The following is a 26,539-nucleotide window of genomic DNA, read 5'->3' as shown; positions in this document are numbered from 1 at the left end:
TGACAAATTAAAGAAAAACAACAGCCGGGGCGACCCGTTAGTTTCCGAAGTTGTATCTTAAGGTAAAACCTGTATTGATCGTTGTTTGCGGAAACGCAGTGGAAACGGCAAACTCCGAAAAGGAATGATCGTAGAAGAACAAGGCGTTCAAACTTTTGCTCAGGGCATAATCCACCGTGAACTTTATGGACATCAATCGTTGACCCGATGTGATTTGATTATTATCGATATCCAAGTTTCGGATTATGGTGATATTGTCACGGAGCGATAGATCTGCCTTCAGGTTAAGGTCTCCCTTTAAACGTGTTTTTTCGCCCCCGATATTGGTCACAAATTTTACATCCTTAAATCGGTACCCCAAACCTAGGGTGTATTCGTTTCCATTGATCTCCGTCATCAAATTGTTATCAAAACTCAAGGACAAGGTTCTGCTGGTTCGCACCTCTGCCAAAAAGCTGAAGGAATTCTGCATTTCAAAATCCACGCGCATCAATGGGCTGAACTCATCAGTCAATACAACGTTATTGATCAATAATCTAGGAAGCAAATCACCTGTCTCGGAATCGAAAGTAGTGTTCTGGCGCTCCAAATTCGTCTGGAATGAATTCACACTGTACGCAGCCCGATATCCGTGACTCAAAGAAAAACGCTTGAATTTTTTCTTGAACCATCGATTCTTCATCAAACCGGTATACTTAATGTTCCAGTTGGGAATTGGAATCTCCCGAAATGCATCCAAATTTACTCGATTGACATCTTGCCCGGTATAGGCGGCAAAAAAAGCTGGTAGCAAAACCTCCTGTTGTGTCTTCCCGTAGCGCTCCGGAAACCCATCTTCATCGATTTCACCGGGATTCTCTCCCCTATCGGAAACCAATCTATTGGCAATCGTTATTCTATTTTGTTTGAACTGCTCAAAAGTTTCTGAATCAAATTCATCACTTTTGTTGAACACGGTTCCGATCATTACCGTGGAAATACTAAAATTTCCCATTTCGTTGATCAATCCATCCTGACCGTTCATCCATTCCTCGGGACTATAACTTTCTTGGGTGGAACTCATGTAGTTTCTGTCGGCGGTCAAATCAATCGTCAAATCCTGTGTAGGTTGGGCCGTAGCCGTAATGTTCAACTGCTTGTTGATGTTGCTCATGTATTGACGACTGTATTCCGGATAATCGGTCAACCAACCATTACGGGCAGCTTCGAACCGCACATCTGCCTGACTTCCAAAAACAAAGCCCAGGGTAGGACGAGTGGTCCCAATAAATCCAATGGATTGGGTATATCCCGGCAAAACTGTTCCCCTGTTTTCGCTATAGTTCACATTTAACCGTTTCACCATGGTAACAATGTCCACCAAAGTATTGAAACCTTTGCTCGTTTTTCGCGGACCATCGGTTTCTTCGCCGTTGGCAGGGTTGCCTGCCTTGTCCCTGCGCACCGCGGCTTGATTGGCGGTTACCTTTCCATCCTTTTTCTTCAGCCCCAAAAAGTCGTACAAACGCTGCATGCTCATGTTGGCGGTAAGGTTATGTGTACTGGCGTTCTGGACCACGTTGATGTCCTCGTTTGCCACCTCCCGGAGCGCATCTCCCCCACGTTGCCAGTCAAAGTTACTGGTGTAGGTGTACTGGGCATTGATAAAGTTAAGGAAGGGTATCTTGCTCAAGGGCAATTCGTAGTTCAGCTGCATCTGCTGGGCATGCCGATTGGGCTCGCCAATATCAAAAAATCCATCCCATAGATCCAACGCTTCGTTGATTCCGGAATCTGAATCGTCGTCCACATTAAAATAATTACGGACAATATTGTTATTGGAAGCCGTCAAATTCAACCGTAGTGATTTTGTAAGGCTGTAATTGAGCGCATATTGCCAATTGAACAGATAATTTCGTTGTTGGAGCAATGGCAACTGCAATGCATCCACTCCGGGTTCCAGAACATCGCGGTACCGCTGCTGGTTAAAGGAACGGTTATAGTTGGCATTCACGGAAAGACTTGTGGGCAATACATTAAAGTTCAAATCTTTGAGCCATTGCCAATATTTTCCCGTAAGCATGGAATCCTTTTTTGCAAAAGGTGCCACAGGTGCAGGTTTAAAATTATGGTTGTAAACGAATCCCGTGGAAACATTCTGATCTCGAAGTTCGGCCACTTCAAAATCCCTATGATCGGTTTCATTGTAGGAGTAATTAAAGGTAAAGTTCTCCACATCGAAGAAGTTTTCCTCAGCTTCTTCACCACGGTTTTTGCGTACTCCGATCAAATTGATGCTTGTTCTCTTGGTATAATCCTCGGCCTGCTCTTTTATGGTTTCCGCTTCTTCTGGTGTTGATGCAGCAGCAATCCTATCATCCAGTCTTAAATCATCATAAACAGGGTCAAATTCCGGGGTGATCAAGGTTTCGGAAATCCCATAATTAAAAGGCAGTTGCAAATTCCATTTCTTTGGAAAAAGCTGTCCTACATTTACATTGGTCACCACATCATATGAAATGGCATCTTCCAAGGAACGTTCCGTAGGAGCCTGATCGATGGAACCAAAACCGGATGTGCTCCTATTACCTGTAGCCGTTACATTGGCAAAATCGGCCATGTTCGCATCCAGGGCAGCGGTTGCCGCCCAACCTCCGTTATTGTCCAGACCGGCCAATCGCAGTTCATTGAACCACACTTCTCCACGGGCCGGAATATCATCTGTGTTTTTGACACCCACCATCATTCCGCGAATACTTCCCAACGAAGGGTTACCCCTGATACCTATACGAACGGTACCCAACGTACGCGGTGCAAATTCATCTACAAGTACTGCCTCACCATCCACAATTTCATAATAGTTGATCTCGTCCAAGGTCTGGTCGGATATCCCTTTTGACTTGACCTTGGCCAAATCGCTCAAGGCAATATCTATTTCGTTGACATCGGGCCAAATTTCTTCTGGTGAGGTAGCTCCGAACGAAGTAAATTGAAGTGGCAGTTCTATCTGGTAGAAGTTTTCTGAAAAGTCGGTACCCACCCTCAAGAAACCTACCAGCGGTGTATCATTATCGGAATAGTCGGTATTGAATATTTTTTCGGCATGCATAAACATTTTGATGCGCTGATACTGGCGCACATCGATGTTCACATTTTTGAAGACTCCCCGTGAATCCTGAGATTCCAAATTTTCCACCACAAAGGACAACGATTGCTCATTTTGACGGATGATGGTATTGTTGTTGTTCAATTGCTCCCTGATCACGCCGGGGGGCAACACATAAGGTATGGGCTGTCTTCCGTAGTTCTCCTCAATATTTACTGTATTCACATCGGTCACCGTTCCATCGTCCGATGGATCATTGTCCACATTGGGCTGTAAGGAGTTGGTATAGGTTCTCCAATCTCCACGAACTAAATCCAAGGTCGCAAAACGCAGTACAACATCATCCGAAAATCCAGTCAGGTACATCCTCATAAAACTAATGGACCTAAAATCGGAAATGCCGCCCACCGCATCGGTAAAATCGCTCAATGGAATTTTATACTGAATCCATCTTCTGTTCAACTGGGTGCCGTTTGGCAATGTGGGTGTGAGTCCCTCGCGAATATCGGTTACGTATTGGTCATCAATAGTGGTATTCGGTTTTATCTGAATGCGGTATTCGTAATAGCTGTTTACCGTATTCATGGTCAGGTCCCTATCAATATCCTCCACATCGGGCAAGGTGGTGGAACCCCTGTTGGTATCCGTTACGGCTACTGGTGAATTTCCCTGTGTATTGTTAAAATCCGAATAGCGCTCTAGGATTCCGCCATCCCTGTTCAGATAATATTGATAGTTATCCAAAGCGGGGTCTTCCGCAGGACCATTATAAATGGTCGCTTCCAGGCCATCACCATATCCGTCCAATCCAAGGTCCTGTGCCGCCCTGTTGGTTTCATCGGCATCAAAGGCATACACCAAGGATTGTGTGGAGGGTACTTGGCCCCAAGGTGTTTCCCTCGGTATTTCGTTGTTTGTACTGGCCGGGAGGCCATTTTCATATTGTTTTCGACCATCCCTTAAAATATCCTCCGAAATATTTCCAAGGTTCAGCACAAGCTCCCCGGCATTGGCATCGGTGGTTTCTCCATCTATGTAAGGGTCCAACACCCAAAATTGTACAAATTCCACATTGGATTGCTCAAAGTTGGTGCTGCTCAATGGGCGCATAATCCCTCCCCATTTGGCGTCCGCAGTCTCGGATTCAAAGCTTGGATTGGCATTATAGGGCCCTTTTTGGTTGGGATAGTAAACGATGTCCAAGGTACTTTGCACCTGTGTTTGCCCCTGTGCAATATCCGTTTCGGTGAATACTTCATCAATAAATACCCTACGGGTAGAGTTCAGGGAAATATCGTTATCGGACATTCCTGCGGGCCTCTGGTTGGTATAAAAAATAGGGTCGATGGTGTACCAAGCCATTTTTGCCCGTTCAAACCCTACATCGATACCTGTCCTATCCTCCAAAAATTCAACAGGAGGGCTCGCCAAGGTCCAGCCCAACGAGGAACGAATGTCTATAAGGGCCTGGGCTCCTTCGAAATCATCCAGATATGTGGTGGTTTCTCCCCTAAAATCGGCATTCTTGGGTGAATTGGGACGCAAAAAAGCAACTTCCCCCCTTACGGAAAGGTTAGAGGGAACATCAGTATCTATATTTGGCAACTTATTGGCCAATCGAGTCAAAAATGGCACTTCGGTGCTAAAGTTTCCATTGAGTCCAAAAATAGTATTGTTGACAGGCTCTATCCCATAGTTGGATTTTTGGGTAAGGGGACGCTCGTTCAAGTTGAGCAATGTACCTCCCAGCACAAATTTATCGTTGAATTTATGCTCCACGTTGACCCCTGAAAAACGCCTTGTTTGCTGACCAAATACAGCATTGTTCTCTACGGAAATATTGATGGGGGTATTGGAAGCTTCCAAACTTGGATCTAAAAGCTGAACGGTCCCCGCTTGATAATTCACCGTATAATCGATGCCCTCTTGCAACTGACGACCACCGGCAGTTACGGTCACGGAGCCCTGCGGCACATTGAACGCCCCAATTGGAATGCCGTTTCCTGATTGTGAGGTGTACCGTCCTTTGATCTGGAACCGGTTCTTTTCCGCATCCTGGAGCGATGCTGCCTTGGTCTTGGCATACATATTCCGGAACACATACTTTTGCTGGTTTGGATTATAGCCCTGGTTATTGTCCACATCGTATACCCCTCCCCCAAGCTTTTCAAAAAGATACTCCCCAAAGGGCTCTACCTTTGTAAAGATGATACGACCGGTCTGCGAATCGACCGTGATGCCTTCCACGTAATCAAAAAAACCATCCCCTCCTGGCTGTACATCGTTGTAAGCGTTCAATCTATCCAAATTGAACACATTCAGTAATATTTGATCCTCCAATCCATTCGGCCAACCAGCATTCGGGTCAACCGGGGTAATATAGTTTCGCGGGGTTGGGTCGGAATACAGGATATTGAGCTTAAAATCCTCTTGGTTCAATTGATAGGCTCCGGTGGAATAGATGTTTTTCATCATCAAATCCCAGATAGGATCTTGAACATTGGTGATGTTGCTTTTGAGCAGTTTTAAGACCAACGCATTGTTTTCAACAAAATTGTTGTTCGCAGAAACCGTAGTGGCATCCACACTTCCATTGGCAAATTCCCCAACCTGATACACTTGTCCGTTATAGGTATATTGAAAAGCCACACCCAAAACCTCATCATTGCTCAAACTCTGGCTCAGCGAAATATACCCCAACTGGGAATCAAAATCATAATCCCTACCGGGTTCCAATTTTCTGGCGTTTTCCAAAATGGCATAATCAAATCCCTGGTTTACGGTATATCCTGGAATGTTGAAGCCAGATTCCACGGTGGCAATGTCCCTAATGGCAGGGGTAAGCGCCCCACTACCAATTTGATTGGGGTCGTAATCGTTCGCTTGGTTTTGGGGGAGTCCGGTCGCCACAGCAGATGCATTGAAAAATCCTGCGGGATCACCATTGTTCACCGCGATACGGGTGTTATCTGAAATGGCCTCTCCCAAATCCTGGATGGCCACCACGTTCCTAACATTTTGTGTTTGTTGGTTCCGGTTGGTCACCCATACCTCCAGCCTTGTAATCTGTACTTGAGTTTGGATAAAGGGATAAAATTCCAACGCACGGTCATAATTGTCCCTAAAGTAATGAGCGAGGAAAAAATGTCGGTCCTCGTCATAGTCCAATGCGGTCAAAGCGAATTCGTTCACCGTTCCGCCACCTTGTGCCACCACGGTATTGTTCTGGGAGCGTTGCTCGGAAAAGACCGCTGTTACGGTGGTTTTACCGAACTGTAGTTGGGTTTTTACCCCGAACAGACTCTGTGCCCCCGTTATCAATGAACTATTGAGCGGCATACTTACGTTACCTATCTCTATTTTTTGAAGAATATCATCCTCGGTGGGGGTATAATCCAATTTTACCAGGTTCTGGAAATCAAAAGTCGCCTCGGTATCATAATTCGCGGTTACCTGAAGCCGCTCGCCCACTTTTCCCAATAAACTCAAACTGATGCGCTGATCAAAATCAAAGGATAAATTAGTTCTGTTTCTTGGTGACAGGGCAGGGTTGTCATTTTTCTGCCACAAAACCCCCAAATCCATGGCTACGGAACCTTGCGGAATCACCTCAATGGTGTTGCCCCCAAAAATGGTCTCAAAAAAGTTGCTGTTCACATAAAAGTTGGGCAATAGATTTTTTCTGGCCTCTTCACTTCCTTCCTTCTTTCCGGCATAAGCATCCGCTTTTTGCTTAAAATAGGATTTCATCTGTTCCTTTTCGACCAGATCGTAGTATTGTTCCGGGGTTAGGATCAGTGGATAGTTTACATTGTAGTCCCCGATACTTTCGGTGTACACATAAGTGTTGGTTTTGGGGTCGTAGGTATATTTTGCAACAATACTATCGGGGTTCTCCATGATGAGGCGACCAAGCTCAACTCCTGTTTTAACGGAATCCTGAGCCTGTTCGTTCGTTTCCTGTCCAAATATAGTGGACGTGGACAGCAAACAAACAACAAAGAAAATGTACTTAAAACGTGTTGGTTTAAGTATTGGTTTTGCCCCTTTTTTCAAACTAGTTACAAATTTTTCAGCGCCAGTTTTATAATGTTCTCTACGCTTAGTGATGCATCTTGGGAAACCACCTTTTCAACTACCTTTTCGGACTGTTTTCTGGTAAACCCAAGAACTTCTAATGCAGATAACGCTTCTTCTTTATTTGTATTGTTTGATCGTTGTGAAACTTCACCAATGTCGTAGACTTTCAAAATCTTGTCCTTCAAGTCCAAGATTACCCGCTGGGCAGTCTTTGCACCGATACCTTTTATGGACTGAATTGTAGGCACGTCACCATTGGCTATGGCGTCCCTTACATCGGTCGGCGACAAGGAGGACAGCATGGTCCTCGCAGTACTGGAACCGACTCCCGAAACAGAGATCAACAACCTGAATATTTCCCGTTCCGACCTTTCAGCAAAACCAAAAAGCGTATGGGAATCTTCCTTGACCAATAATTCGGTATAAATAAAAATATTTTCCTCGTCTGGAAGCAGGGAAAAAGTATGCAGGGAAATGTTTAAAAAGTACCCTACCCCATTGCATTCCACAATGGCATACGTTGGATTTTTCTCAATCAATTTTCCTCTTAAATGCGTAATCATGATACTGTCCAGATTTTGGTTACTAGCCTTGCATTTTTGCTTTTCTTCTTTTTTCCCGCTCTTGGGCATCTATTACCGCTACTGCGGCCATGTTAACCATCTCGTCAACGCTGGCGCCCAACTGTAGAATATGGGCCGCCTTTGTAAGCCCCACCATGATCGGGCCAATGGAATCCGCATTGTTTAGCCCTTTTAATAATTTATAGGTGATGTTGGCCGACTCCAAATTGGGAAAAATCAAGGTGTTTACCTTTTTACCCGATATTTTCGAGAACGGGAAGTTCTTGTTGCTCATCTCAGGATCCAGCGCAAAGTCCGTCTGGATTTCCCCATCAACCACCAACTCCGGGTTTCTCTCGTGCAAAATCCTCACCGCCTCCCTCACTTTTTGAGCATTTGGATGGCTGGAAGAACCAAAGTTTGCGTAGGACAACAGTGCCATTACGGGATTAAAACCAAAGGTTTCGGCCACATTGGCCGTCATTTGTGCTATCTCCGCCAATTCCTCGGCATTGGGATCAATGTTTATTGAGGTATCCGCCAAAAACAAAGGTCCCCTATCGGTAATCATAATGTTTACCGTGCTGGCATTTTGTACATTTTTGGCCCTGCCCAAAACTTCGAAAACAGGGCGCAGTACTTTTGGGTATGCCCTTGAGTATCCAGAAATCATTCCATCGGCATCCCCTTCTTTGAGCATCATTGCACCAAAGTAGTTGCGCTTGCCCATGTTTACCCTGGCACTGTACTTGGTCTCCCCTTTACGTTGTCTTGATTCCCATAGCTTAAGTGCGTACCGGGTCCTCATTTCACTGAACTCATCGGAACGTGGGTCTATGATGGGTACTTCTGCATCGAACTCAAGTTCTTCTTTCAATTTTTCAATGGTCGCCTTATGCCCCAGTAGTATGGGTTGGGCAATGCCTTCATCATGTACAATTTGGGCCGCTTTCAAAACATCCAATAATTCAGCCTCGGCAAAAACAATTCGTTTTGGATTGAGCTTGGCCCTATTGTGCATCAAACGGACAACTTTGTTGTCGTTGCCCGACCGTTGATAAAGTTCCTCCTCATACTTGGCCCAATCTTGTATCGGCATTTTGGCAACGCCACTTTCCACCGCAGCTTTTGCTACTGCAGGCGGGATTTTGGTAATCAGTCTAGGGTCGAAAGGTTTTGGAATGATGTAATCCCTGCCAAACGCCAATCTGGTGGCATCGTATGCTATGTTCACCTGCTCGGGAACTGGTTCGCGGGTCAAATCGGCCAGCGCCCTTACCGCAGCCTTTTTCATTTCCTCGTTGATCTTGGTCGCACGGACATCCAAAGCCCCCCTAAAAATAAATGGGAAACCCAAAACATTGTTTACCTGATTGGGGTGGTCCGACCGGCCCGTGGCCATAATGATATCCTTGCGTGTACTGCATGCAAGGTTGTACTCGATTTCAGGGTCTGGGTTTGCCATCGCAAAAACAATGGGGTCGTTGGCCATGGAATTGAGCATTTCCGGGGTTACGATATCGGCAATGGACAGCCCGATAAAGACGTCACAATCCTGCATGGCCTCTTCAAGGGTATCTATCTTTCGGTCCGTTGCGAATTCCATTTTCTCTTCACTAAGACTTTCCCTGTCGCTTCGGATAACACCTTTACTATCCAACATGACAATATTTTCCGCTTTTGCCCCAAACGATTTGTAGAGCCGGGTACAGGAAACGGCAGCGGCACCGGCACCACTGACCACGATTTTGACTTCCTCTATTTTTTTGTCGGCAATCTCCAAGGCGTTCAATAATGCGGCAGCGGAAATAATCGCCGTTCCGTGCTGGTCATCGTGCATTACCGGAATATCCAGTTCTTCCTTCAATCTGCGTTCTATCTCGAATGCTTCGGGAGCCTTGATGTCCTCAAGGTTGATTCCGCCAAATGTGGGTGCAATGGTCTTAACGGTTTCAATGAACCTTTCCACATCTGTAGTATCGAGCTCGATATCTATTCCATCGATATCTGCGAATATTTTGAACAGAAGACTTTTTCCTTCCATAACGGGTTTCGAAGCCTCCGGGCCAATATTCCCCAAGCCCAAAACTGCGGTTCCGTTGGAAATTACAGCGACAAGATTACCTTTTGCGGTGTATTTGTATACATCGTCCTTGTTCTTTTCAATTTCCAGACAGGGTTCTGCCACTCCTGGGGAATATGCCAATGCCAAATCTCGTTGGGTAGCATACGGTTTGGTAGGTACTATCTTGATTTTTCCCGGTTGTGGCTTTGCGTGGTACAGTAGCGCTTCGCGTCTTTGTTTTTCCTTGCTCATATTCTCGAAAATGAATTGGTAAAGTTAGGATATTCATCGCTTTTAAAGGAAAATCCAAAGAATCAATTTCAACAAGTTGAAAAATCCAAAACAATTCGGCTAATCCATTGTAAAAGCATTCGTTATGCGTCCAACGGATATTCCTCTTTCGCTTTTGAAACATTGAGGCGCATGGCCAGTATTGCCGCGATGGCAAAAAACACAGCGGCAAACAACATCGCATTTACGGAATTACCGCCCAATAGATTTTTAAATATCGGACCAAAAGAAAGCGTTTCGATTCCCATCGGAATCACGATCATCATATTCAATATCCCCATGTACACGCCTCTTCGTTCTTGTGGGACCACTTTGGAGACCATGCTATAGGGTATTCCCATCATGGCGGCCCATCCGATTCCGAAAAGTACCATGGGGAACAGAACATAAACAGGGTCTTGAATATAGGGAATCGTAAATAGCGCTGCTGCTGTGCCCAATAAACTCAGAGCATATACCTTTTTACCTCCAAACCTCATCGTCAACGGTACCAATATCAATGCTACCACGGCCGTTACAATATTATAGGTGGTGCTCATTTTGGCGGCCTGTGCGGCGGCCTCGGAGGTATCGTAGCCCAAGGAAATCCTGAACAATGGGGTAATGAACTGCCAATACACAAAAAGGGCATACCACTGAAACAAGTATACCGCGGACAGCTTCCACATAAATTTGGGCATTTCCTTTACGGCATGAGCTATCTCCACAAATGGAACCTTGACACGTTCAGCAAATGGAAGCGCTTTGTGCTTATTGATTTCCGCCAACTCTTCATCCGTCGGGGGTATTTCGGGTGTTTTTAAAACTGACCACAAGATGGTGGCAATGGAAAGAAACGAACCAATAAAAAAGGAATAGTACAACCATTTGGGCACGGTACCTTCAAGCTCTTGCCCGCCACCAAACCAATCTTGAAACAGAAAAATGGATGCGTTTGCCAAAAGTATACCCGCTCCCACAAAGAGACTCTGCATTTGATATCCCATGCTAAACTGAGACTCGGGCAACTTATCCCCAACGAAGGCACGATACGGCTCCATGGCCATATTGTTCCCAACGTCCAAAATCCACAATAAACCAACGGCGAACCAAAGTGCTGGACTCAATGGAAAGAAAAACAAACATAAACTGCCCATTATGGCACCTATCAAAAAGAAGGGTTTTCGCCTTCCCCAACGCGGGGACCATGTTTTATCCGATACGGCTCCGATGATGGGTTGTACTATCAATCCGGTGATAGGACCAGCAATGTTCAAAATAGGGAGGAGTTCTTCCTCTGCACCTAAAAAAAGAAAAATTGGGTTGATGGCGCTCTGCTGCAAGCCAAAACTATATTGGATTCCTAGAAACCCAACGTTCATATTAAAGATTTGCCAAAAGCTTAATTTGGGTTTTTTGATCTTAATCATGCTGTTAGTTTAGCTGGTCATCAATATTGACATGGAAAAAATACGAATCTTTCAAATAAATAGCTCAATATAATGCTTTTTCCTCATGAGCAAAACAAACATTGTAATCGAACCCAAGGATTATTAATCATTCCTTCAAAAAATTGATATTTCTCTTCAAACCTGAGAGTTTCGTACGTTTTACCGCCGACTTTTTAAATATTTTTTTGAAGACATCTTCCGTGATTTCCTCCCAATCTTTTTTGGTAAAGGACAACAATTCAGGATTTGGATTAAATAACGGCTCGCTATGCGGTTTTGAAAAACGGTTCCATGGGCAGACATCCTGACACACATCACAACCGAACATCCAATCATCCAATTTACCATCGAATTCGGAAGGGATTTCATTTTTTAGCTCAATGGTCAGGTACGATATGCATTTGCTGCCATCCACCACGTAGGGCTGCACAATGGCTTCCGTAGGACAGGCATCGATACACGCAGTGCAAGTGCCACAATGGTCGGTCACAGGTGTGTCGTAGTCCAGTTGCAAATCCACGATAAGTTCGGCAATAAAAAAAAAGGAGCCCACTTGCTGAGTAAGCAAATTGCTGTTTTTACCTATCCAGCCGAGACCGCTTTTGGCAGCCCAGGCCTTGTCCAACACAGGCGCTGAATCCACAAAGGCCCTACCATTCACCTCGCCTATTTCTTCCTCGATGAAATGGAGCAAGTTTTTTAGCTTGTCCTTTATCACAAAGTGATAATCCATCCCGTAAGCATATTTGGAAATCTTATAGGAGTCTTGATTCTGCTCCTCGGAAGGGTAGTAATTTAATAAGAGTGATATTACAGACTTGGAATCCTCGACCAATTTTGTGGGGTCCAAGCGTTTATCAAAATGATTTTCCATGTACTGCATCTCCCCATGCATGTTCTGTTTAAGCCATTTCTCCAGACGGGGTGCCTCTTCCTCCAAAAATTCGGCCTTGGATATCCCACAAGACAAAAAGCCGAGGCGTTTTGCCTCGGTTTTTATCATTGAAGTATATTTTGCGGTTGAACCCAATTTCGGTGTCTACTATGGTTTTGAAACACCAAGATACAAAAGACATGCAGATTTTTATTGTGGAGGGGGAGGAATCATCATATCATAATCAGATGCGGTAGCCAATACTTTTTGAATGATTTCGGCATCTACGGATTTCATAATGGCATCAGTTTCTGTCTCAGGAACGCCAAAAGTTTCAAAAAAATCGTTGAATCCTTTAGGGCTGTGAATATTGACCCAAGTACAGGGGGCATCCGCCCTGTTGCTGAACGTATGCAAGGTTCCTGGTGGTATATCCACGGATTCACCTTGCTTACAGGTAAAGGTTTTGCCATTGACAAAGAATTCCAGTTCACCTTGGATTACCATAAAGGCTTCTTTGTATTCGCTGTGTGAATGTGGCGGTGGTCCTTGAACGCCTGCTGGGGTCTCGCCAAGAGCCAAATCATAATCACCTGTTGTAGGATGAGAGGTTATCTTATGCCCCATGACCCATTTTGAAGTATTGGTTTTCATTTCGTGAGATTTTTGTCTCACAAACATATTGATTAATTTCTTAGTGTCAAAATTTTATGAGATATTTGTCTCATGAAAAATGAACATATCGAATCTGGGCGCAAAAACCAGAAGCTAAATACACGTGATAAAATTCTAGAGGCCACTCGAAAACAACTTGAGAAGAAAGTGCCGCTGACCATGGAGGGCATTGCTGAAAATGCAGGAATTTCAAGGGCCACCATTTACAGGTATTACACGAACACCGATGCCATATCCATGGACCTTTTGCTTCAACTTGATGTCCCCAACACGGATACCGTTTTTGAAAAAAATAAAGAGGCTTCTCCCAGAGATGCTATTTTGAGCATTCAAAAAGCTTATTTGGATTTCAGCTTCAGAAATGAACAAACCTCACGAAAATTCTTGGCCGCCGTGCTTTCCTCTCCCAATTCAAAAATGAAGAGAGGGCAGAATCGAATTACAACATTGCGGAATTATTTCGCCTCGCACAAGACTTCTCTCAGTGAAGAAGAAAAAGAAAAATTAATCCATGTCTCGGTACTGTTAATGGGTATAGAATCCGTAATAACGGCTAAAGATGTTTGTGGACTGGACGACGAAACAGCTGCCAACTCAATAACATGGGGATTGGAAATGATTTTAAAAGGTTGCCGAATGGACAAGTGATTGTTTTTTGAATTATTTAAGTTCGAATAATAGGTCACGGACACTTACTTGCTCTTGACCACATCGTATTCGTCTTCATAGTATTTAATAATTGGTTGAAATGGGCCCAATTGGTGCTGCTCGGTGGTAAATGGATCCATATAAGGACCATAGGGTGTAGAAACTGGTTTTTTGACCAGATCGGGGAAATCTATTTCTCTATTGGGTTTTGTAGGCCTAAGCTTTTGATTGATGTATCCTGCCACATCGTAGGCTTCTTCATCGGTAAGCATGGGCCTGTCGAAAGTGGTACCATAAGGCATATTGCCCTTGATGAATTGGGCAGCGGTGATTACCCTGGTCATACCTGCGCCATTGTTATAAGAATCCTTTCCCCATAGCGGTGGGTACAGATAAGTGCCGTCTTCTTGCGTCTCTCCTTGTCCATCCACCCCGTGGCACTCCACGCAGCTTCTTTGAAAAACAAGCTCGCCATGATCTAAATCCACGGCTCTATCAGGAATTTCAACGGTCAAAAATCCTTGTCCCTCTATTTTTCCATCTGATGGCGTACCTCTTCCCAACCATTCCAAGTAAGCCATCAACGATTCCATTTTATCACTGTCTTCGGGCATTACCCTACCATTCATACTACGTTCCATGCAACCATTGATGCGTTCCTCTATGGTTCCCATTTTATCCTCCCGACCGCGATATTGTGGAAATCGCTTGACCACTCCGATCAATGGAGCCGCGTAAGGCTTTGTGCCCCCATTCAAATGACAACTGGCACAGGCCAGATTATTGCCCGCAAATCTTTGTGTGGAATCCGACTGCTTTGGCCCCATATGCTGTGAAGTATTCCTAAAAATCTCGAAGCCTTCTTTTATTTGTTCATTTTTCTTTGAAAAGGACAGATTGTACACATTATAATCCAAATAATAGACGTCGTCAGGGAGTTTTACATGTTCGGCAGTACCATATCCGCCGAATCCCACCAACACCACAACGAAAGCCAACCCAAGCATCAAAACAATGCAAACACCCAATTTCAGGCACAGTTTTTTTATCTGCTTGGCAAGTACACTATATGTATCAGTTTTCTGCACTTTTTATGTTCTTCGGTCCCCCGTAATTCATATTAGATCAGGCAAAGCGATTACAAAATGGCAAGATGGGGACTTTCCTTGATTTTCATTAAATGATTTTACAGATCATTCCATGCAATCAAACAAGCAAGGAAATTACAAAAAGATTTAAAATTGGAAACAGCAATGTGATTAAAACAATCCGCCTTGGGTACCACCCTTGACCTTCCCCAAATGTTTATAGGCCAATTCGGTGACCTCGCGCCCTCGCGGGGTGCGCATAATAAACCCTTGCTGAATCAAAAATGGCTCATAAACCTCTTCAAGGGTTTCGGCACTTTCCGAAACAGCTGTGGCCAATGTGGTAATACCTACGGGACCTCCCTTAAATTTATCTATGATGGTGCTCAGAATCTTGTTGTCCATTTCATCCAAACCATGGGCATCCACGTTCAGGGCCTTTAGCCCAAACTGTGAAATATCAAGGTCAATACTTCCATTCCCTTTGATCTGGGCAAAATCGCGCACCCTGCGCAACAGTGCGTTGCAGATTCGTGGGGTTCCCCTGCTTCTACCTGCAATCTCGATAGCAGCGTCATTTGTAATTGGGACGTTCAAAATTTCGGCACTACGTTCAACAATGGTGGACAACAATTCGGTATTGTAATATTCCAAACGGCTCTGGATACCAAAACGGGCCCTCATGGGAGCGGTAAGCAATCCCGATCGGGTAGTGGCCCCGATCAAGGTAAAGGGACTCAGATTGATTTGAACGGTACGCGCATTGGGTCCCGTCTCTATCATAATATCAATTTTATAATCCTCCATGGCGGAATAGAGATATTCCTCCACAATAGGGCTCAACCTATGAATTTCATCAATAAAAAGCACATCACGTTCCTCCAGATTGGTCAATAGTCCCGCCAAATCACCAGGTTTGTCCAAAACTGGTCCAGATGTTACTTTTATGCCCACACCAAGCTCATTGGCCAAAATATGGGCCAAGGTCGTCTTGCCAAGTCCTGGAGGACCATGGAAAAGGGTGTGATCCAGCGCTTCTCCCCTCAAATTGGCGGCCTGCACAAAAACCTTTAGATTTTCCAGTACTTGGGCCTGCCCTGTAAAATCATCAAAAGTGATGGGGCGCAAGGCTCTTTCGATATCGAGTTCCTCCGGGGAAAAATTATCGGCTGATGGATCTAAGTTTTCGTTCATGGTTCAACAAATATAACTGAAAACCCCATCGACCTGAAGCCATATCCATAAAAATGCACTTAGGTTCCTTTCTTAAAAATCTAAATCTTAACTTAGAAAAGTTATTAATTCATCCATATGGTTACTACAGCTTATTCCGTAGGAATTCTACAATACATTCCCTTTTTTTATGTGATTTGGTCGGACGACCTGCTTTCTGCATCCGAAGTTTCGGTGGTTCAAAAAGTAATCGAGCTCGATGCATCACTCGACAAAAAGGACAAAACACAATTGCAGAGGTGGTTGGACAAGGACAACCCACCGAACGATGATGAAATCAAAAACTGGAAACAGACCATTGCCAATTCAGAAATAAAATTAATCGAAAGCGACACATATCCGCTTACATCTCTCAGTCAAAGGTTGATTAAAAGTGATGACCTGAACGAGCAATTAAAGCATATCGAGGTACATTTAGGCATACAGCCCAATCATTACAACCATTTGTTCGATGTAGAGGTGGTGCACGAAAAAACTTCGGATGAATACGATGCCAAAATCTTGGATGAAATCTTGAAGGGAGAGCATTCCTCCGTGGTTGATGAATTCCGAAAGTTTATTGACCAACCCGACTTTGCTTGGGAAATATTAAGGGACAAGGACGAATTTCGAAATAGAATATTAAAACAAGTTCAGCTTTTAGGGGAGGCAGGGTACGGTGCCATGGCCTATCCCAGTGCATATGGAGGAACAGGGAATATGCCCGCTTATGCCGCTATTTTTGAACATCTGATGTTCGTGGACGGGAGTTTGGCCGTAAAATTTGGGGTCCAGTTTGGCCTTTTTGGTGGAAGCATCCAAAAGTTGGGCACAAAAAGGCACCATGACCATTATTTGACCGAAGCAGGGCAAACCAAATTACTCGGTTGCTTTGCCATGACGGAAACGGGTCACGGTTCCAACGTAAGGGGCATCAAGACCACCGCCACCTATGAAAAAGCTTCGGATTCCATTTTCATTCACACCCCTGGAAAAAACGACAATAAAGAATACATAGGGAACGCCCTGCATTCCAAGATCGCGACCGTTTTCGCACAATTAATCGTGAACGGTAAAAATGAGGGCGTACATGCCATTTTGGTTCCCCTCAGAAATGAAAAGCATGAGGTCTTGGAAGGCATTACCGTTGAGGACAATGGATACAAGTTGGGACTGAACGGAGTCGACAATGGAAAAATATGGTTCAATAATGTGCAGGTTCCCCGAGAAAATCTCTTGAACAAGTATGGTGATATTACGGAGGAAGGAAATTATACTTCATCCATAAAAAATCCCAATAAACGGTTTTTTACCATGTTGGGCACTCTGGTCGGTGGGCGTATCTGTGTAGCCAAAGGGGCATTGGGAGGTTCTAAAATGGCCCTGTCCATTGCGGTGAAATATGCCCTTAACCGAAGGCAGTTCAATGATAACGTGAAAATACAGGAGGACCTTATCATGGATTATCCTACCCATCAATTAAGGCTTACGCCAGCCATTGCGGGAGCTTATGTGTACCATTTTACGTTGGAAGAGATGATGAAACGCTATAGCGACGATTCCCAACCTGACAAAAGAAAGATAGAAACACAAGTAGCGGGCCTCAAATCCATCATCACTTGGTTTGCGAATGAAACCATTCAGGAATGCCGAGAAGCATGTGGCGGCAAAGGGTATTTATTGGAGAACAGAATCGCAGACCTCAAGGGAGATGTGGACATATTTACCACTTTTGAAGGAGACAATACCGTTTTGTTGCAACTTGCCGCCAAGGGTGTTCTTTCAGATTTTAGAGCGGAATTCAATAGCGCCGGTTTTGCATCTGTACTGAAGCTTATCCAAAGTCAGATTGCGGATAAGCTCACGGCAATCAATCCCTTGTATTCCAACAAAGTTGATGCGGAACACCTGTACAACCCAAAGTTCCACAAACACGCTTTTGATTATCGTACCCGGAGGCTGACCTATACCTTGGCCATGCGTATTCGGGACTACATCAAAAAAGGAATTCCATCGTATCAGGCTTTTCTAAAGGTACAGACCCACCTGTTGGCCTTGGGAAAAGCGTACAGCGTAGAGTTGGCCTACAATATCTTCTGCAGTCATTATGAGACTGTAACGGACCTGAAATATCGGGCATTGTTGGAAAAAGTGGGTTGCCTCTATGCCCTTGACCAAATCAATTCGGATGCGAGATGGTATTTGGAGCAAGGATACATTGGAAGTACAAAATCCAAGGCGATACGTCAACGTGTGGAACGTCTATCCACAGAGCTGAGACCGCATATTGAAGTTTTGGTGGATGGTTTTGGTATTCCAGAACATTGCCTTACCGCACCAATTACGAAGTAAATAAAGAATCACTCCGGTTTTTTGATGAGCTGAGAGGTGCCCAAAAATGCTTCTATATTAATTTTTGGCGTTCCGTAAAGGTAGATGCTCGCATCTCCGGTTGCATTGATCTGAATGTCCCTAAAAGCATTCACCCATGCGTTCGCTTTATCGGTAATTGTAAGTTGATACGACCCTACCTCCATGGCTTCGGCCCTATATTTCGTATACCCGAGCATATTGGCCTGTAACCTATCCGATGTTCCCTCCATGGTCAATGAGGAGTTTGCTTCCAAATCCAATACAGCAGTATCTATCTGTGCATAAACATATGCTTCCGCACGGCTGTTTAGGTTAACACTTAAAGAATCTACCTGTACATTGAAATTTGCACTACTGTTGTCCTCCAAATTGATATCCATAACGGCTGCATTGGCCTTTAGGTCAAGCTTGGTATTGTTGAAACCATCCACAAACAGTTCGTTGGATTCAATGACATCCTTCGAGACCATAGTTCCCTGTTTCAATGTGATTGCGCGGAGTTCGGTATAATTGACGGTAATCTCCAGTTGCTTTTTGGCCGTAATGGTATAATACGAACTAATGACCAGGGTACCATCCTCCACTTCAAATTTGAGGACATCTATCAAATTATCATCCGCAATAATATGGTATCCCGGACCGAACGATCTATTCAAGGTGATTTCAAGATCATCATTCAGAACAATGGCATTGAAGGGAGGTAGTTCCTCAGACACCTCCGTTACGATTCGGCTGCCCTTTATTCTAGGTTTTCGCTGGGCAATGGACAACATAGGGGATAGCGCCAATAATAGGATAAATAGCTTTTTCATGATAGTTCTCTTTTTGATAGGGGAAACTTCAATTAAAGATATACAATTCAGTTCAAAATCTGTTCCAACAAAAAAAGCCCATCCATAAGGACAGGCTCTTTCACTAATATAACTATATTTTTAATGGTTGAGTTCTTCCTCGTTCTCTTGTAGCGGAACGTTCTGCGGGACAAAATCCTGTCCTGCAATGATGTACTCACCATTTTCATAGGTTTTGCTGTAATCGTATGCCCATCGGTAAACATGTGGTATTTCACCAGGCCAGTTTCCGTGGATATGCTCTTGTGGAGTTGTCCACTCCAGAGTATTAGAGCTCCATGGGTTAACGGGTCCACGTTTTCCGTAGAAAATACTAGAGATAAAGTTGTAGATGAAAACCAACTGTGCCAAACCGGCAATAATTGCAAATACGGTCATCAGCACTTGCACGTTCGTCAATTCATCAAACATTGGGAAAGCTGTGTTCTGGTAGTAACGACGCGGTACCCCGGCCATTCCTACAAAGTGCATCGGGAAGAATACCCCATACGCACAAACTGCGGTAATCCAGAAGTGGACATAACCCAAGTTCTTGTTCATCATACGTCCTTGGAACATTTTTGGGAACCAGTGGTACACACCGGCGAAAAGTCCGTAAAGAGCAGAAATACCCATTACCAAGTGAAAGTGGGCTACTACAAAGTAGGTATCGTGAACGTTGATATCCAAAGTACTATCACCCAAAATGATTCCTGTAAGACCTCCTGTGATAAAGGTGGACACCAGACCAATGGAGAACAACATGGCAGGGTTGAGCTGCAGGTTACCCTTCCAAAGTGTGGTGATATAGTTAAATGCTTTTACGGCAGATGGTATCGCGATCAAAAGTGTGGTAAACGTAAATACGGAGCCCAAGAATGGGTTCATTCCGGAAATAAACATATGGTGACCCCAAACGATGGTAGAAAGGAAGGCAATTGCCAAGATGGATGCCACCATCGCCCTATATCCAAAAATGGGTTTTCTTGCGTTTGTTGACATTACTTCGGATGTAATACCCAATGCAGGCAACAATACAATGTATACCTCAGGGTGGCCCAAGAACCAGAACAAGTGCTCGTACAATACCGGAGAACCTCCCTGATAGTGCAACACTTCTCCTTGAATAAATATATCCGATAAGAAGAACGAAGTTCCAAAACTCCTATCCATGATCAACAATAATGCTGCTGACAACAACACAGGGAAAGAAACGACACCGATAATCGCTGTTACAAAAAACGCCCAGATGGTCAAAGGCAAACGTGTCATGGACATTCCTTTGGTCCTTAGGTTGATAACGGTGACGATATAGTTCAACGACCCCAACAATGAAGATGCAATGAAGATTGCCATGGAAACCAACCAAAGTGTCATACCCATACCGGAACCTGGTTGTGCCATTGGCAATGCGCTCAAAGGTGGATAAATGGTCCATCCTGCTGCAGCTGGACCTGCTTCTACGAACAGGCTAATGACCATGATAACGGATGATATGAAAAACAACCAGTAAGACACCATGTTCAAGAAACCGGAAGCCATATCCCTGGCGCCGATTTGCAACGGAATCAATAGGTTACTGAATGTACCACTCAGTCCAGCAGTCAACACAAAGAACACCATAATGGTTCCGTGAATGGTGACCAATGCCAAGTAAATATCGGCATCCATAACCCCGTCAGGAGCCCATTTGCCCAATAAGGTCTCAAAAATTGCGAAAGATTCGCCAGGCCAGGCCAATTGCATTCTAAATAACAATGACATGGCTATACCGATGAATCCCATAATCAGACCTGTAATCAGGTACTGCTTGGAAATCATCTTGTGGTCCTGACTGAAAATATATTTTGTAATGAAGGTTTCCTTATGGTGATGTCCATGATCATCGTGGTGATCATCGTGAGTTACGTGGGCTACTTCAGACATATTCCAATTAATTTTTTCGTTATTTTTTTTGTTTGTTATTCTTCCGAACCGTTATCTTCCAATACCGTTTCCGAACCATCCTCGGTGTTGAACGCTTGCTCTTCCTCCGCCGAATCGTCCACCATTACAGTCTCTTTAAACGACTTTTGTTCGGCAAGCCATGCATTGAATTCTTCTTCGGTCTCCACTATAATCTTCATCTGCATATTATAGTGTGATTTTCCACATATTTTATTGCATAGCAATATGTAATCAAACTCCCAAGGATCAGCAGCATTTTGTGCGCGTATGGCATTGGTTCTTTTAACCTTGTCAACAACATCGGGATTCAATCGCATTTCTTCCGTAGTGATCGTTGGTGTAAAGGAAAATTGGGTCACCATTCCAGGCACACAGTTCATCTGAGCCCTAAAGTGGGGCATGTAAGCTGAGTGCAAAACGTCTTGAGACCTCATTTTAAAATTGATTTTTCTTCCAACGGGCAAGTGCAATTCTTTGACAATGATATCGTCCTCTGCATTGGGGTCGGATTCATCCAAACCTAGTACATTGGCGTTTCCTATATCGATCAACCTTACATTGGCCTGACCCAAAACATTATCATCCCCAGCATATCTGGCGGTCCAGTTGAACTGTTGCGCATAAAGCTCCACAACCAATGGGTCATCTTCGTCATTAATGTCCATGATGTTTGTCCAGGTGTACAGTCCCCATAGAATCAAACCAGCCAAAACAATCACTGGGATAATCGTCCAGATAAATTCCAATCGGTCGTTGTCCGCAAAAAAGAGAGCTTTTCTTCCTTTTTGACCCCTGTACTTATAACCAAAATAGTGAAGCAGGGCCTGGGTAATGGTCTGTACAAAAAATATGATGGCAAAGGACACCCACATCAATTGGTCATAGTCACCCCCGTGTTCGGATGCCGCTTCGGGCAACAATACTTTTGAATACTTAGCGAAGCTAAAGATGGTTATCCCATATATGAAAATTAGGAACGCGAACAACAGGTATCCGTTGTTTTTGTTATCGGAATCGTTCGCAATCTCAGCGTGCTCTGTTTTAGTTTGCGATAGTTCAAAAATCTTGGTCATCTGCCAAATAGCGATCGCAACTAATACTAAAACAGTAAATGTTAATAATGCAGTCATCGTATATCTATCTAAGACTTAATTCGTGTTCTATTAATAATGAAAATGTCTACTCTCCTCAATGAAAGGGTTTCGTTTGGGCTGCAATGGTGCCTTGGTCAAAGCCGTGAACACCCAGTACACAAACAAACCTCCAAAAAACAAAATACCCCCTATTTCCGGTAATCCTATAAACCATTGGTCACCGACCGTTGCAGGCATTATCATATTAAAAATATCCAGGTAGTGGCCAAAAAGGACTACTACACCGGTCATAATAACAAACCAATTTACCCTTTTGTAATCGCTGTTCATGAGCACCAATAATGGGAATACGAAGTTCATGACCAGCATACCGAAGAAAGGCAGTTTGTAGTCTTGGAACCTAGCCACATAATAGGTAACCTCTTCTGGGATATCGGCATACCATATCAGCATAAACTGTGCAAACCAAAGGTAGGTCCAAAAAATACTGATACCGAACATAAACTTGGCCAAATCGTGCACATGGCTGTCGTTCACTTGTTCCAAATATCCTTTTGATTTTAGGTAAACGGTCACCATGGCGATAACGGTAATGCCCGATACGAACATACTGGCAAACACATACCATCCAAACAAGGTACTGAACCAGTGTGGGTCAACACTCATGATCCAGTCCCAAGACATCATGGATTCGGTAACGAGGTAGAATACCAAAAAGCCTGCAGACCACCTGAAATTCTTTACAAAGTTGCTATTGTCATCGGACTCATCCTGAGCCAACGAAAGTTTTCTGGAATATTGACGATAAAAAATCCAACCGCCCAAGAAAATGGCCGCTCTTACCAAAAAGAAAGTTGGGTTCAAATAACCGGCTTTTCCTTGAAGCAATTCGTCATGTGCGACTACTTCGGGATCCATCCATACGAACATGTGGTTCATGTGAAGCACGGAAAGCAACAAAATTACAAACACGATGATTCCACCGGGAACCAGGTATGCGGTAATACCTTCCATAACCCTGAAGAGCAATGGGGACCAACCTGCCTGTGCCGCACGTTGAATCGCATAAAAAGCCAACACGCCCAACGATATCATAAAGAAAAAGAAAGCGGCTACGTAAAGTGCGGACCATGGCCTGTTCTGCAACTGGCTCAACAAATGCTCGTCGTGCGAAGCGTCGTGCTCCTCACCATGAGCGGCTTCTGCACCGTGACCTTGTTCTGCTCCATGGCTTTCGGCTGCTTCTGCATGTCCTCCTCCATGACCATCTTCATGTACTGCTACCATGGCCTTGGCTTCTTCCACGGTTGATGGGGCGGACATAAAACCAATTACAAGGAAAATAAATCCAAGCCCCATGGCAATGAAAGATCCTAGTCTAAGTTTGTTTGAAAAGGTATACATAGTTTTTTCTTATCCTATTATTTTGTTAGGTCTTCCTTTAACTTCATCACGTATTCGGACACTTGCCACATTTCTTCTTCATTGGCAAACTGCGAGGCGTAGGAGCCCATGGAGTTCAATCCGTAGTAGATGGTGTGGTATGTTGTTCCTACCGTAATGTTTCTTGCTGCGTCATCGTAGCTGGGAACACCCAATATTTTTTCTCTTTTTACCAGATTACCCTGTCCGTCTCCTCTTGGCCCATGGCAGATAGCGCAGTAAATCGCATAAAGTTCCGCTCCTTTTGCCAAGTTTTCTTCTTGGTTCAAGGAGTCCAATGGACTGGTGTTCAATCTTGCCAATTCTTTACCTTCCGGAGTGTTTTCGAACTCATAGGGCATGTATCCCCTGGAAATGGTTCCAGCAGGTGGCACAAGTGCTTCGGTCCCATCGGGGAAAAGCCCGTTATCCACAGCTTGATAGGTCTCATATCCTACAGGTTCGTACATGTTTGGCATGTATTGGTAGTTTGGACTGTTCTTGTCCGCACAAGAGCATGCGAACAGCACCATGACCAAAACAACACTTATTTTACCTAATTGTTTCATATTATTAAGACTCCTTTTCTGTAACTTTTACTTCTACCGCTCCTGTTTCCCACAGTAGTTCGGCAAGTTCATTTTCATTGTCGTGCAAACCTATTTCCATTAAAAAATGGTCATCGGTAGTACGTTTGTCAGGGTTTTCCGCTTTTTTGAAGGGCCACATTTTACTTCTTAGATAAAAAGTGATGACCATTAAGTGTGCCGCAAAGAACACTGTAAGCTCGAACATGATCGGAACAAATGCCGGCATATTCTCCAAGTATGTGAAACTAGGCTTACCTCCAATATCCTGAGGCCAATCCTCGATCATAATGAAGTTCATCATAACTATGGCCACGGTAAGCCCCAAACATCCATATAGGAAAGAGGTAATCGCAATTCTGGTATCCGCCAAGCCCATTGCCTTGTCAAGACCGTGAACTGGAAACGGAGTGTACACCTCTTCGATATGGTGGTGTTCCGCCCTAACCTTTTTTACAGCATGCATCAACACATCGTCATCGTTGTATAGTGCTTGTATAACTTTTGATGCCATAATTATTTTTTATTGTTTAACAACTTTGCTTGACCTGCCCAATCGTCACGTTGTGCCCTTCCTGGGAACCTTCCGGTTATGGAGTCCAACAAATCATACTCTCTTTCGGTCATTCTGGCGACCTGGGCATAGGTAAATATGCCTATTTCGTTCAATGTGCGCTCCATTTCAGGGCCCACACCTTTAATTTTCTTAAGGTCGTCCGGCGTTTCGGTGGCGGAATCAAACGTTCCTACCGCACTAAGCAATTCGTCGACACCGACTTTATCACCAATTGTAGGTTTCACTTCTCCCATCAAAACATCGTCCGTGATGGGTTCTTGCCTACCTACCACTCTATTTACACCTTGTGGCATTTCGTACAAAGGCTTTCCGGCCTCCCTAAGTTTCTTGTATTTTTCACCAGAAGCCTTCAAGATGGATTTCACCTCCGCTTGCGCGATTACAGGGAATGTTCTTGAATACAATAGGAACAGCACAAAGAAGAATCCAATGGTTCCTATAAAGATTCCGATATCCACAAAAGTCGGGGAGAACATGGTCCAAGAAGATGGCAGGTAATCCCTGTGCAATGAGGTAACGATAATCACAAAACGCTCAAACCACATTCCTATATTCACCACAATCGAGATAAAGAAGGAGAACATGATACTGGTACGCAATTTTTTGAACCACATAAACTGTGGCGAGAACACATTACAGGTCATCATGGACCAGTAAGCCCACCAGTAAGGTCCCGTAGCCCTGTTCAAAAAGGCATATTGCTCGTATTCAACACCGGAGTACCAAGCTATGAACAACTCCGTGATATAGGCACATCCAACGATAGAACCTGTAATCATGATCACGATGTTCATCAACTCAATATGCTGAACCGTAATATACGCTTCAAGGTTGCACACTTTACGCATAATGATCAAAAGTGTGTTCACCATGGCAAATCCAGAGAAAATCGCACCGGCAACGAAGTACGGTGGAAAAATGGTGGTGTGCCATCCTGGAATTACCGAAGTAGCAAAGTCAAACGATACGATTGTGTGTACGGAAAGTACCAAAGGTGTTGCCAAACCGGCCAATACCAAGGAAACTTCCTCAAAACGCTGCCAATCCTTGGCACGTCCTGTCCAACCGAAGCTCAACAGACTGTATATTTTCTTTTGGAACGGTTTTACCGCCCTGTCACGGATCATGGCGAAATCAGGCAAAAGCCCTGTCCACCAGAACACCAGTGATACGGAAAGATAGGTCGAGATTGCGAACACGTCCCAAAGCAAAGGGGAGTTAAAGTTCACCCACAACGAACCGAATTGGTTAGGTACCGGGAGTACCCAGTATGCCAACCATGGGCGACCCATGTGTATGATCGGGAACAATCCCGCCTGTATAACCGAGAAAATGGTCATCGCTTCTGCAGAACGGTTGATGGCCATTCTCCATTTTTGACGGAAAAGCAAGAGTACCGCTGAAATCAGTGTACCTGCGTGACCAATACCTACCCACCAAACGAAGTTGGTAATATCCCAGGCCCAGTTTACGGTTCGGTTTAGACCCCAAACCCCAATACCCGTGGAAACGGTATAAATGATACATCCTAGACCCCAGAGGAATGCCACCAAAGCAATGGAAAATACAATCCACCATTGTTTATTGGCCTTTCCCTCAACCGGACGGGCAATGTCCACTGTTACATCGTGGTATCCTTTGTCTCCGACCACTAAGGGCTTTCGAATAGGTGCTTCGTAATGCGACGCCATAATTTAT

At 44.3% G+C, this 26,539-nt stretch carries 17 protein-coding genes; 2 read left to right on the top strand and 15 right to left on the bottom strand.

What is annotated here, in order from left to right; translation table 11 throughout:
- Positions 1-37: 37 nt before the first annotated feature.
- The 6 genes from sov to SD449_RS06840 form a co-directional block, all read right to left on the bottom strand.
- A complete protein-coding gene (gene sov / locus SD449_RS06865; protein ID WP_318309529.1) occupies positions 38-7,141 on the bottom strand; it encodes a T9SS outer membrane translocon Sov/SprA in 7,104 nt (2,367 codons plus the stop codon).
- A gap of 5 nt (positions 7,142-7,146) precedes the next feature.
- The gene (ruvA, locus tag SD449_RS06860; protein ID WP_318309528.1) at positions 7,147-7,728 is read right to left on the bottom strand and encodes a Holliday junction branch migration protein RuvA; all 582 of its coding nucleotides are present in this window, start codon (positions 7,726-7,728) and stop codon (positions 7,147-7,149) included.
- A gap of 22 nt (positions 7,729-7,750) precedes the next feature.
- Positions 7,751-10,045, bottom strand: coding sequence for an NADP-dependent malic enzyme (locus SD449_RS06855; protein WP_318309526.1), 2,295 nt, complete (start codon positions 10,043-10,045; stop codon positions 7,751-7,753).
- 122 nt (positions 10,046-10,167) lie between these two features.
- On the bottom strand, positions 10,168-11,493 hold the full coding sequence (locus tag SD449_RS06850) for an MFS transporter (protein WP_404828024.1): 1,326 nt from the start codon (positions 11,491-11,493) through the stop codon (positions 10,168-10,170).
- Between the two features lie 127 nt (positions 11,494-11,620).
- Positions 11,621-12,517, bottom strand: coding sequence for a tRNA epoxyqueuosine(34) reductase QueG (queG, locus tag SD449_RS06845; RefSeq protein ID WP_318309525.1), 897 nt, complete (start codon positions 12,515-12,517; stop codon positions 11,621-11,623).
- An 81-nt stretch (positions 12,518-12,598) separates the two neighbouring features.
- Complete coding sequence (locus SD449_RS06840) at positions 12,599-13,042, bottom strand: cupin domain-containing protein (protein WP_318309523.1); 444 nt, start codon at positions 13,040-13,042, stop codon at positions 12,599-12,601.
- A 72-nt stretch (positions 13,043-13,114) separates the two neighbouring features.
- Here SD449_RS06840 and SD449_RS06835 point away from each other — a divergent pair, with 72 nt between their 5' ends.
- Entirely contained in the window at positions 13,115-13,711 is a 597-nt protein-coding gene (locus SD449_RS06835; protein ID WP_318309522.1) for a TetR/AcrR family transcriptional regulator, read from the top strand.
- Between the two features lie 44 nt (positions 13,712-13,755).
- Here the strand turns inward: SD449_RS06835 and SD449_RS06830 are convergent, their stop codons facing one another.
- The gene (locus SD449_RS06830) at positions 13,756-14,799 is read right to left on the bottom strand and encodes a c-type cytochrome (protein ID WP_318309521.1); all 1,044 of its coding nucleotides are present in this window, start codon (positions 14,797-14,799) and stop codon (positions 13,756-13,758) included.
- A 171-nt stretch (positions 14,800-14,970) separates the two neighbouring features.
- Positions 14,971-15,993: a Holliday junction branch migration DNA helicase RuvB gene (gene ruvB, locus SD449_RS06825; protein WP_318309520.1), complete on the bottom strand. Its 1,023-nt coding sequence runs from the start codon at positions 15,991-15,993 to the stop codon at positions 14,971-14,973.
- 117 nt (positions 15,994-16,110) lie between these two features.
- Here ruvB and SD449_RS06820 point away from each other — a divergent pair, with 117 nt between their 5' ends.
- On the top strand, positions 16,111-18,363 hold the full coding sequence (locus SD449_RS06820) for an acyl-CoA dehydrogenase family protein (RefSeq protein ID WP_318309519.1): 2,253 nt from the start codon (positions 16,111-16,113) through the stop codon (positions 18,361-18,363).
- An 8-nt stretch (positions 18,364-18,371) separates the two neighbouring features.
- On the opposite strand, the gene SD449_RS06815 is transcribed toward SD449_RS06820, so the two are convergent.
- The 7 genes from SD449_RS06815 to nrfD all read right to left on the bottom strand — a co-directional run bounded on the left by SD449_RS06815 (position 18,372) and on the right by nrfD (position 26,532).
- Entirely contained in the window at positions 18,372-19,196 is an 825-nt protein-coding gene (locus SD449_RS06815) for a GIN domain-containing protein (RefSeq protein WP_318309517.1), read from the bottom strand.
- A 120-nt stretch (positions 19,197-19,316) separates the two neighbouring features.
- On the bottom strand, positions 19,317-21,140 hold the full coding sequence (locus SD449_RS06810) for a cytochrome c oxidase subunit I (protein ID WP_318309515.1): 1,824 nt from the start codon (positions 21,138-21,140) through the stop codon (positions 19,317-19,319).
- Positions 21,141-21,175: 35 nt separating this feature from the next.
- Positions 21,176-22,291, bottom strand: coding sequence for a cytochrome c oxidase subunit II (locus SD449_RS06805; protein WP_318309514.1), 1,116 nt, complete (start codon positions 22,289-22,291; stop codon positions 21,176-21,178).
- A 33-nt stretch (positions 22,292-22,324) separates the two neighbouring features.
- Positions 22,325-23,659, bottom strand: coding sequence for a quinol:cytochrome C oxidoreductase (locus SD449_RS06800; RefSeq protein WP_318309512.1), 1,335 nt, complete (start codon positions 23,657-23,659; stop codon positions 22,325-22,327).
- A gap of 17 nt (positions 23,660-23,676) precedes the next feature.
- Positions 23,677-24,246 carry a c-type cytochrome gene (locus SD449_RS06795; RefSeq protein WP_318309510.1) on the bottom strand — a complete coding sequence of 190 codons (570 nt, stop codon included), beginning with the start codon at positions 24,244-24,246 and terminating at the stop codon, positions 23,677-23,679.
- 4 nt (positions 24,247-24,250) lie between these two features.
- On the bottom strand, positions 24,251-24,778 hold the full coding sequence (locus SD449_RS06790) for a DUF3341 domain-containing protein (RefSeq protein ID WP_318309508.1): 528 nt from the start codon (positions 24,776-24,778) through the stop codon (positions 24,251-24,253).
- 2 nt (positions 24,779-24,780) lie between these two features.
- The gene (nrfD, locus tag SD449_RS06785; protein WP_318309506.1) at positions 24,781-26,532 is read right to left on the bottom strand and encodes an NrfD/PsrC family molybdoenzyme membrane anchor subunit; all 1,752 of its coding nucleotides are present in this window, start codon (positions 26,530-26,532) and stop codon (positions 24,781-24,783) included.
- Positions 26,533-26,539: the final 7 nt, after the last annotated feature.

The organism is Flagellimonas crocea (assembly GCF_033441595.1).
Taxonomy (GTDB): domain Bacteria; phylum Bacteroidota; class Bacteroidia; order Flavobacteriales; family Flavobacteriaceae; genus Flagellimonas; species Flagellimonas crocea.
Note: the sequence above shows the minus strand (reverse complement) of the source record. Positions and strands in the feature narration are given on the sequence as shown.

Bases quoted from the DNA above. Each gene is read 5' to 3' on its own strand.
- ruvA (WP_318309528.1), bottom strand. From the start codon at position 7,728: ATGATTACGCATTTAAGAGGAAAATTGATTGAGAAAAATCCAACGTAT.
- SD449_RS06855 (WP_318309526.1), bottom strand. From the start codon at position 10,045: ATGAGCAAGGAAAAACAAAGACGCGAAGCGCTACTGTACCACGCAAAG.
- SD449_RS06850 (WP_404828024.1), bottom strand. From the start codon at position 11,493: ATGATTAAGATCAAAAAACCCAAATTAAGCTTTTGGCAAATCTTTAAT.
- queG (WP_318309525.1), bottom strand. From the start codon at position 12,517: ATGATAAAAACCGAGGCAAAACGCCTCGGCTTTTTGTCTTGTGGGATA.
- SD449_RS06840 (WP_318309523.1), bottom strand. From the start codon at position 13,042: ATGAAAACCAATACTTCAAAATGGGTCATGGGGCATAAGATAACCTCT.
- SD449_RS06835 (WP_318309522.1), top strand. From the start codon at position 13,115: ATGAAAAATGAACATATCGAATCTGGGCGCAAAAACCAGAAGCTAAAT.
- ruvB (WP_318309520.1), bottom strand. From the start codon at position 15,993: ATGAACGAAAACTTAGATCCATCAGCCGATAATTTTTCCCCGGAGGAA.
- SD449_RS06820 (WP_318309519.1), top strand. From the start codon at position 16,111: ATGGTTACTACAGCTTATTCCGTAGGAATTCTACAATACATTCCCTTT.
- SD449_RS06815 (WP_318309517.1), bottom strand. From the start codon at position 19,196: ATGAAAAAGCTATTTATCCTATTATTGGCGCTATCCCCTATGTTGTCC.
- SD449_RS06810 (WP_318309515.1), bottom strand. From the start codon at position 21,140: ATGTCTGAAGTAGCCCACGTAACTCACGATGATCACCACGATGATCAT.
- SD449_RS06805 (WP_318309514.1), bottom strand. From the start codon at position 22,291: ATGACTGCATTATTAACATTTACTGTTTTAGTATTAGTTGCGATCGCT.
- SD449_RS06800 (WP_318309512.1), bottom strand. From the start codon at position 23,659: ATGTATACCTTTTCAAACAAACTTAGACTAGGATCTTTCATTGCCATG.
- SD449_RS06795 (WP_318309510.1), bottom strand. From the start codon at position 24,246: ATGAAACAATTAGGTAAAATAAGTGTTGTTTTGGTCATGGTGCTGTTC.
- SD449_RS06790 (WP_318309508.1), bottom strand. From the start codon at position 24,778: ATGGCATCAAAAGTTATACAAGCACTATACAACGATGACGATGTGTTG.
- nrfD (WP_318309506.1), bottom strand. From the start codon at position 26,532: ATGGCGTCGCATTACGAAGCACCTATTCGAAAGCCCTTAGTGGTCGGA.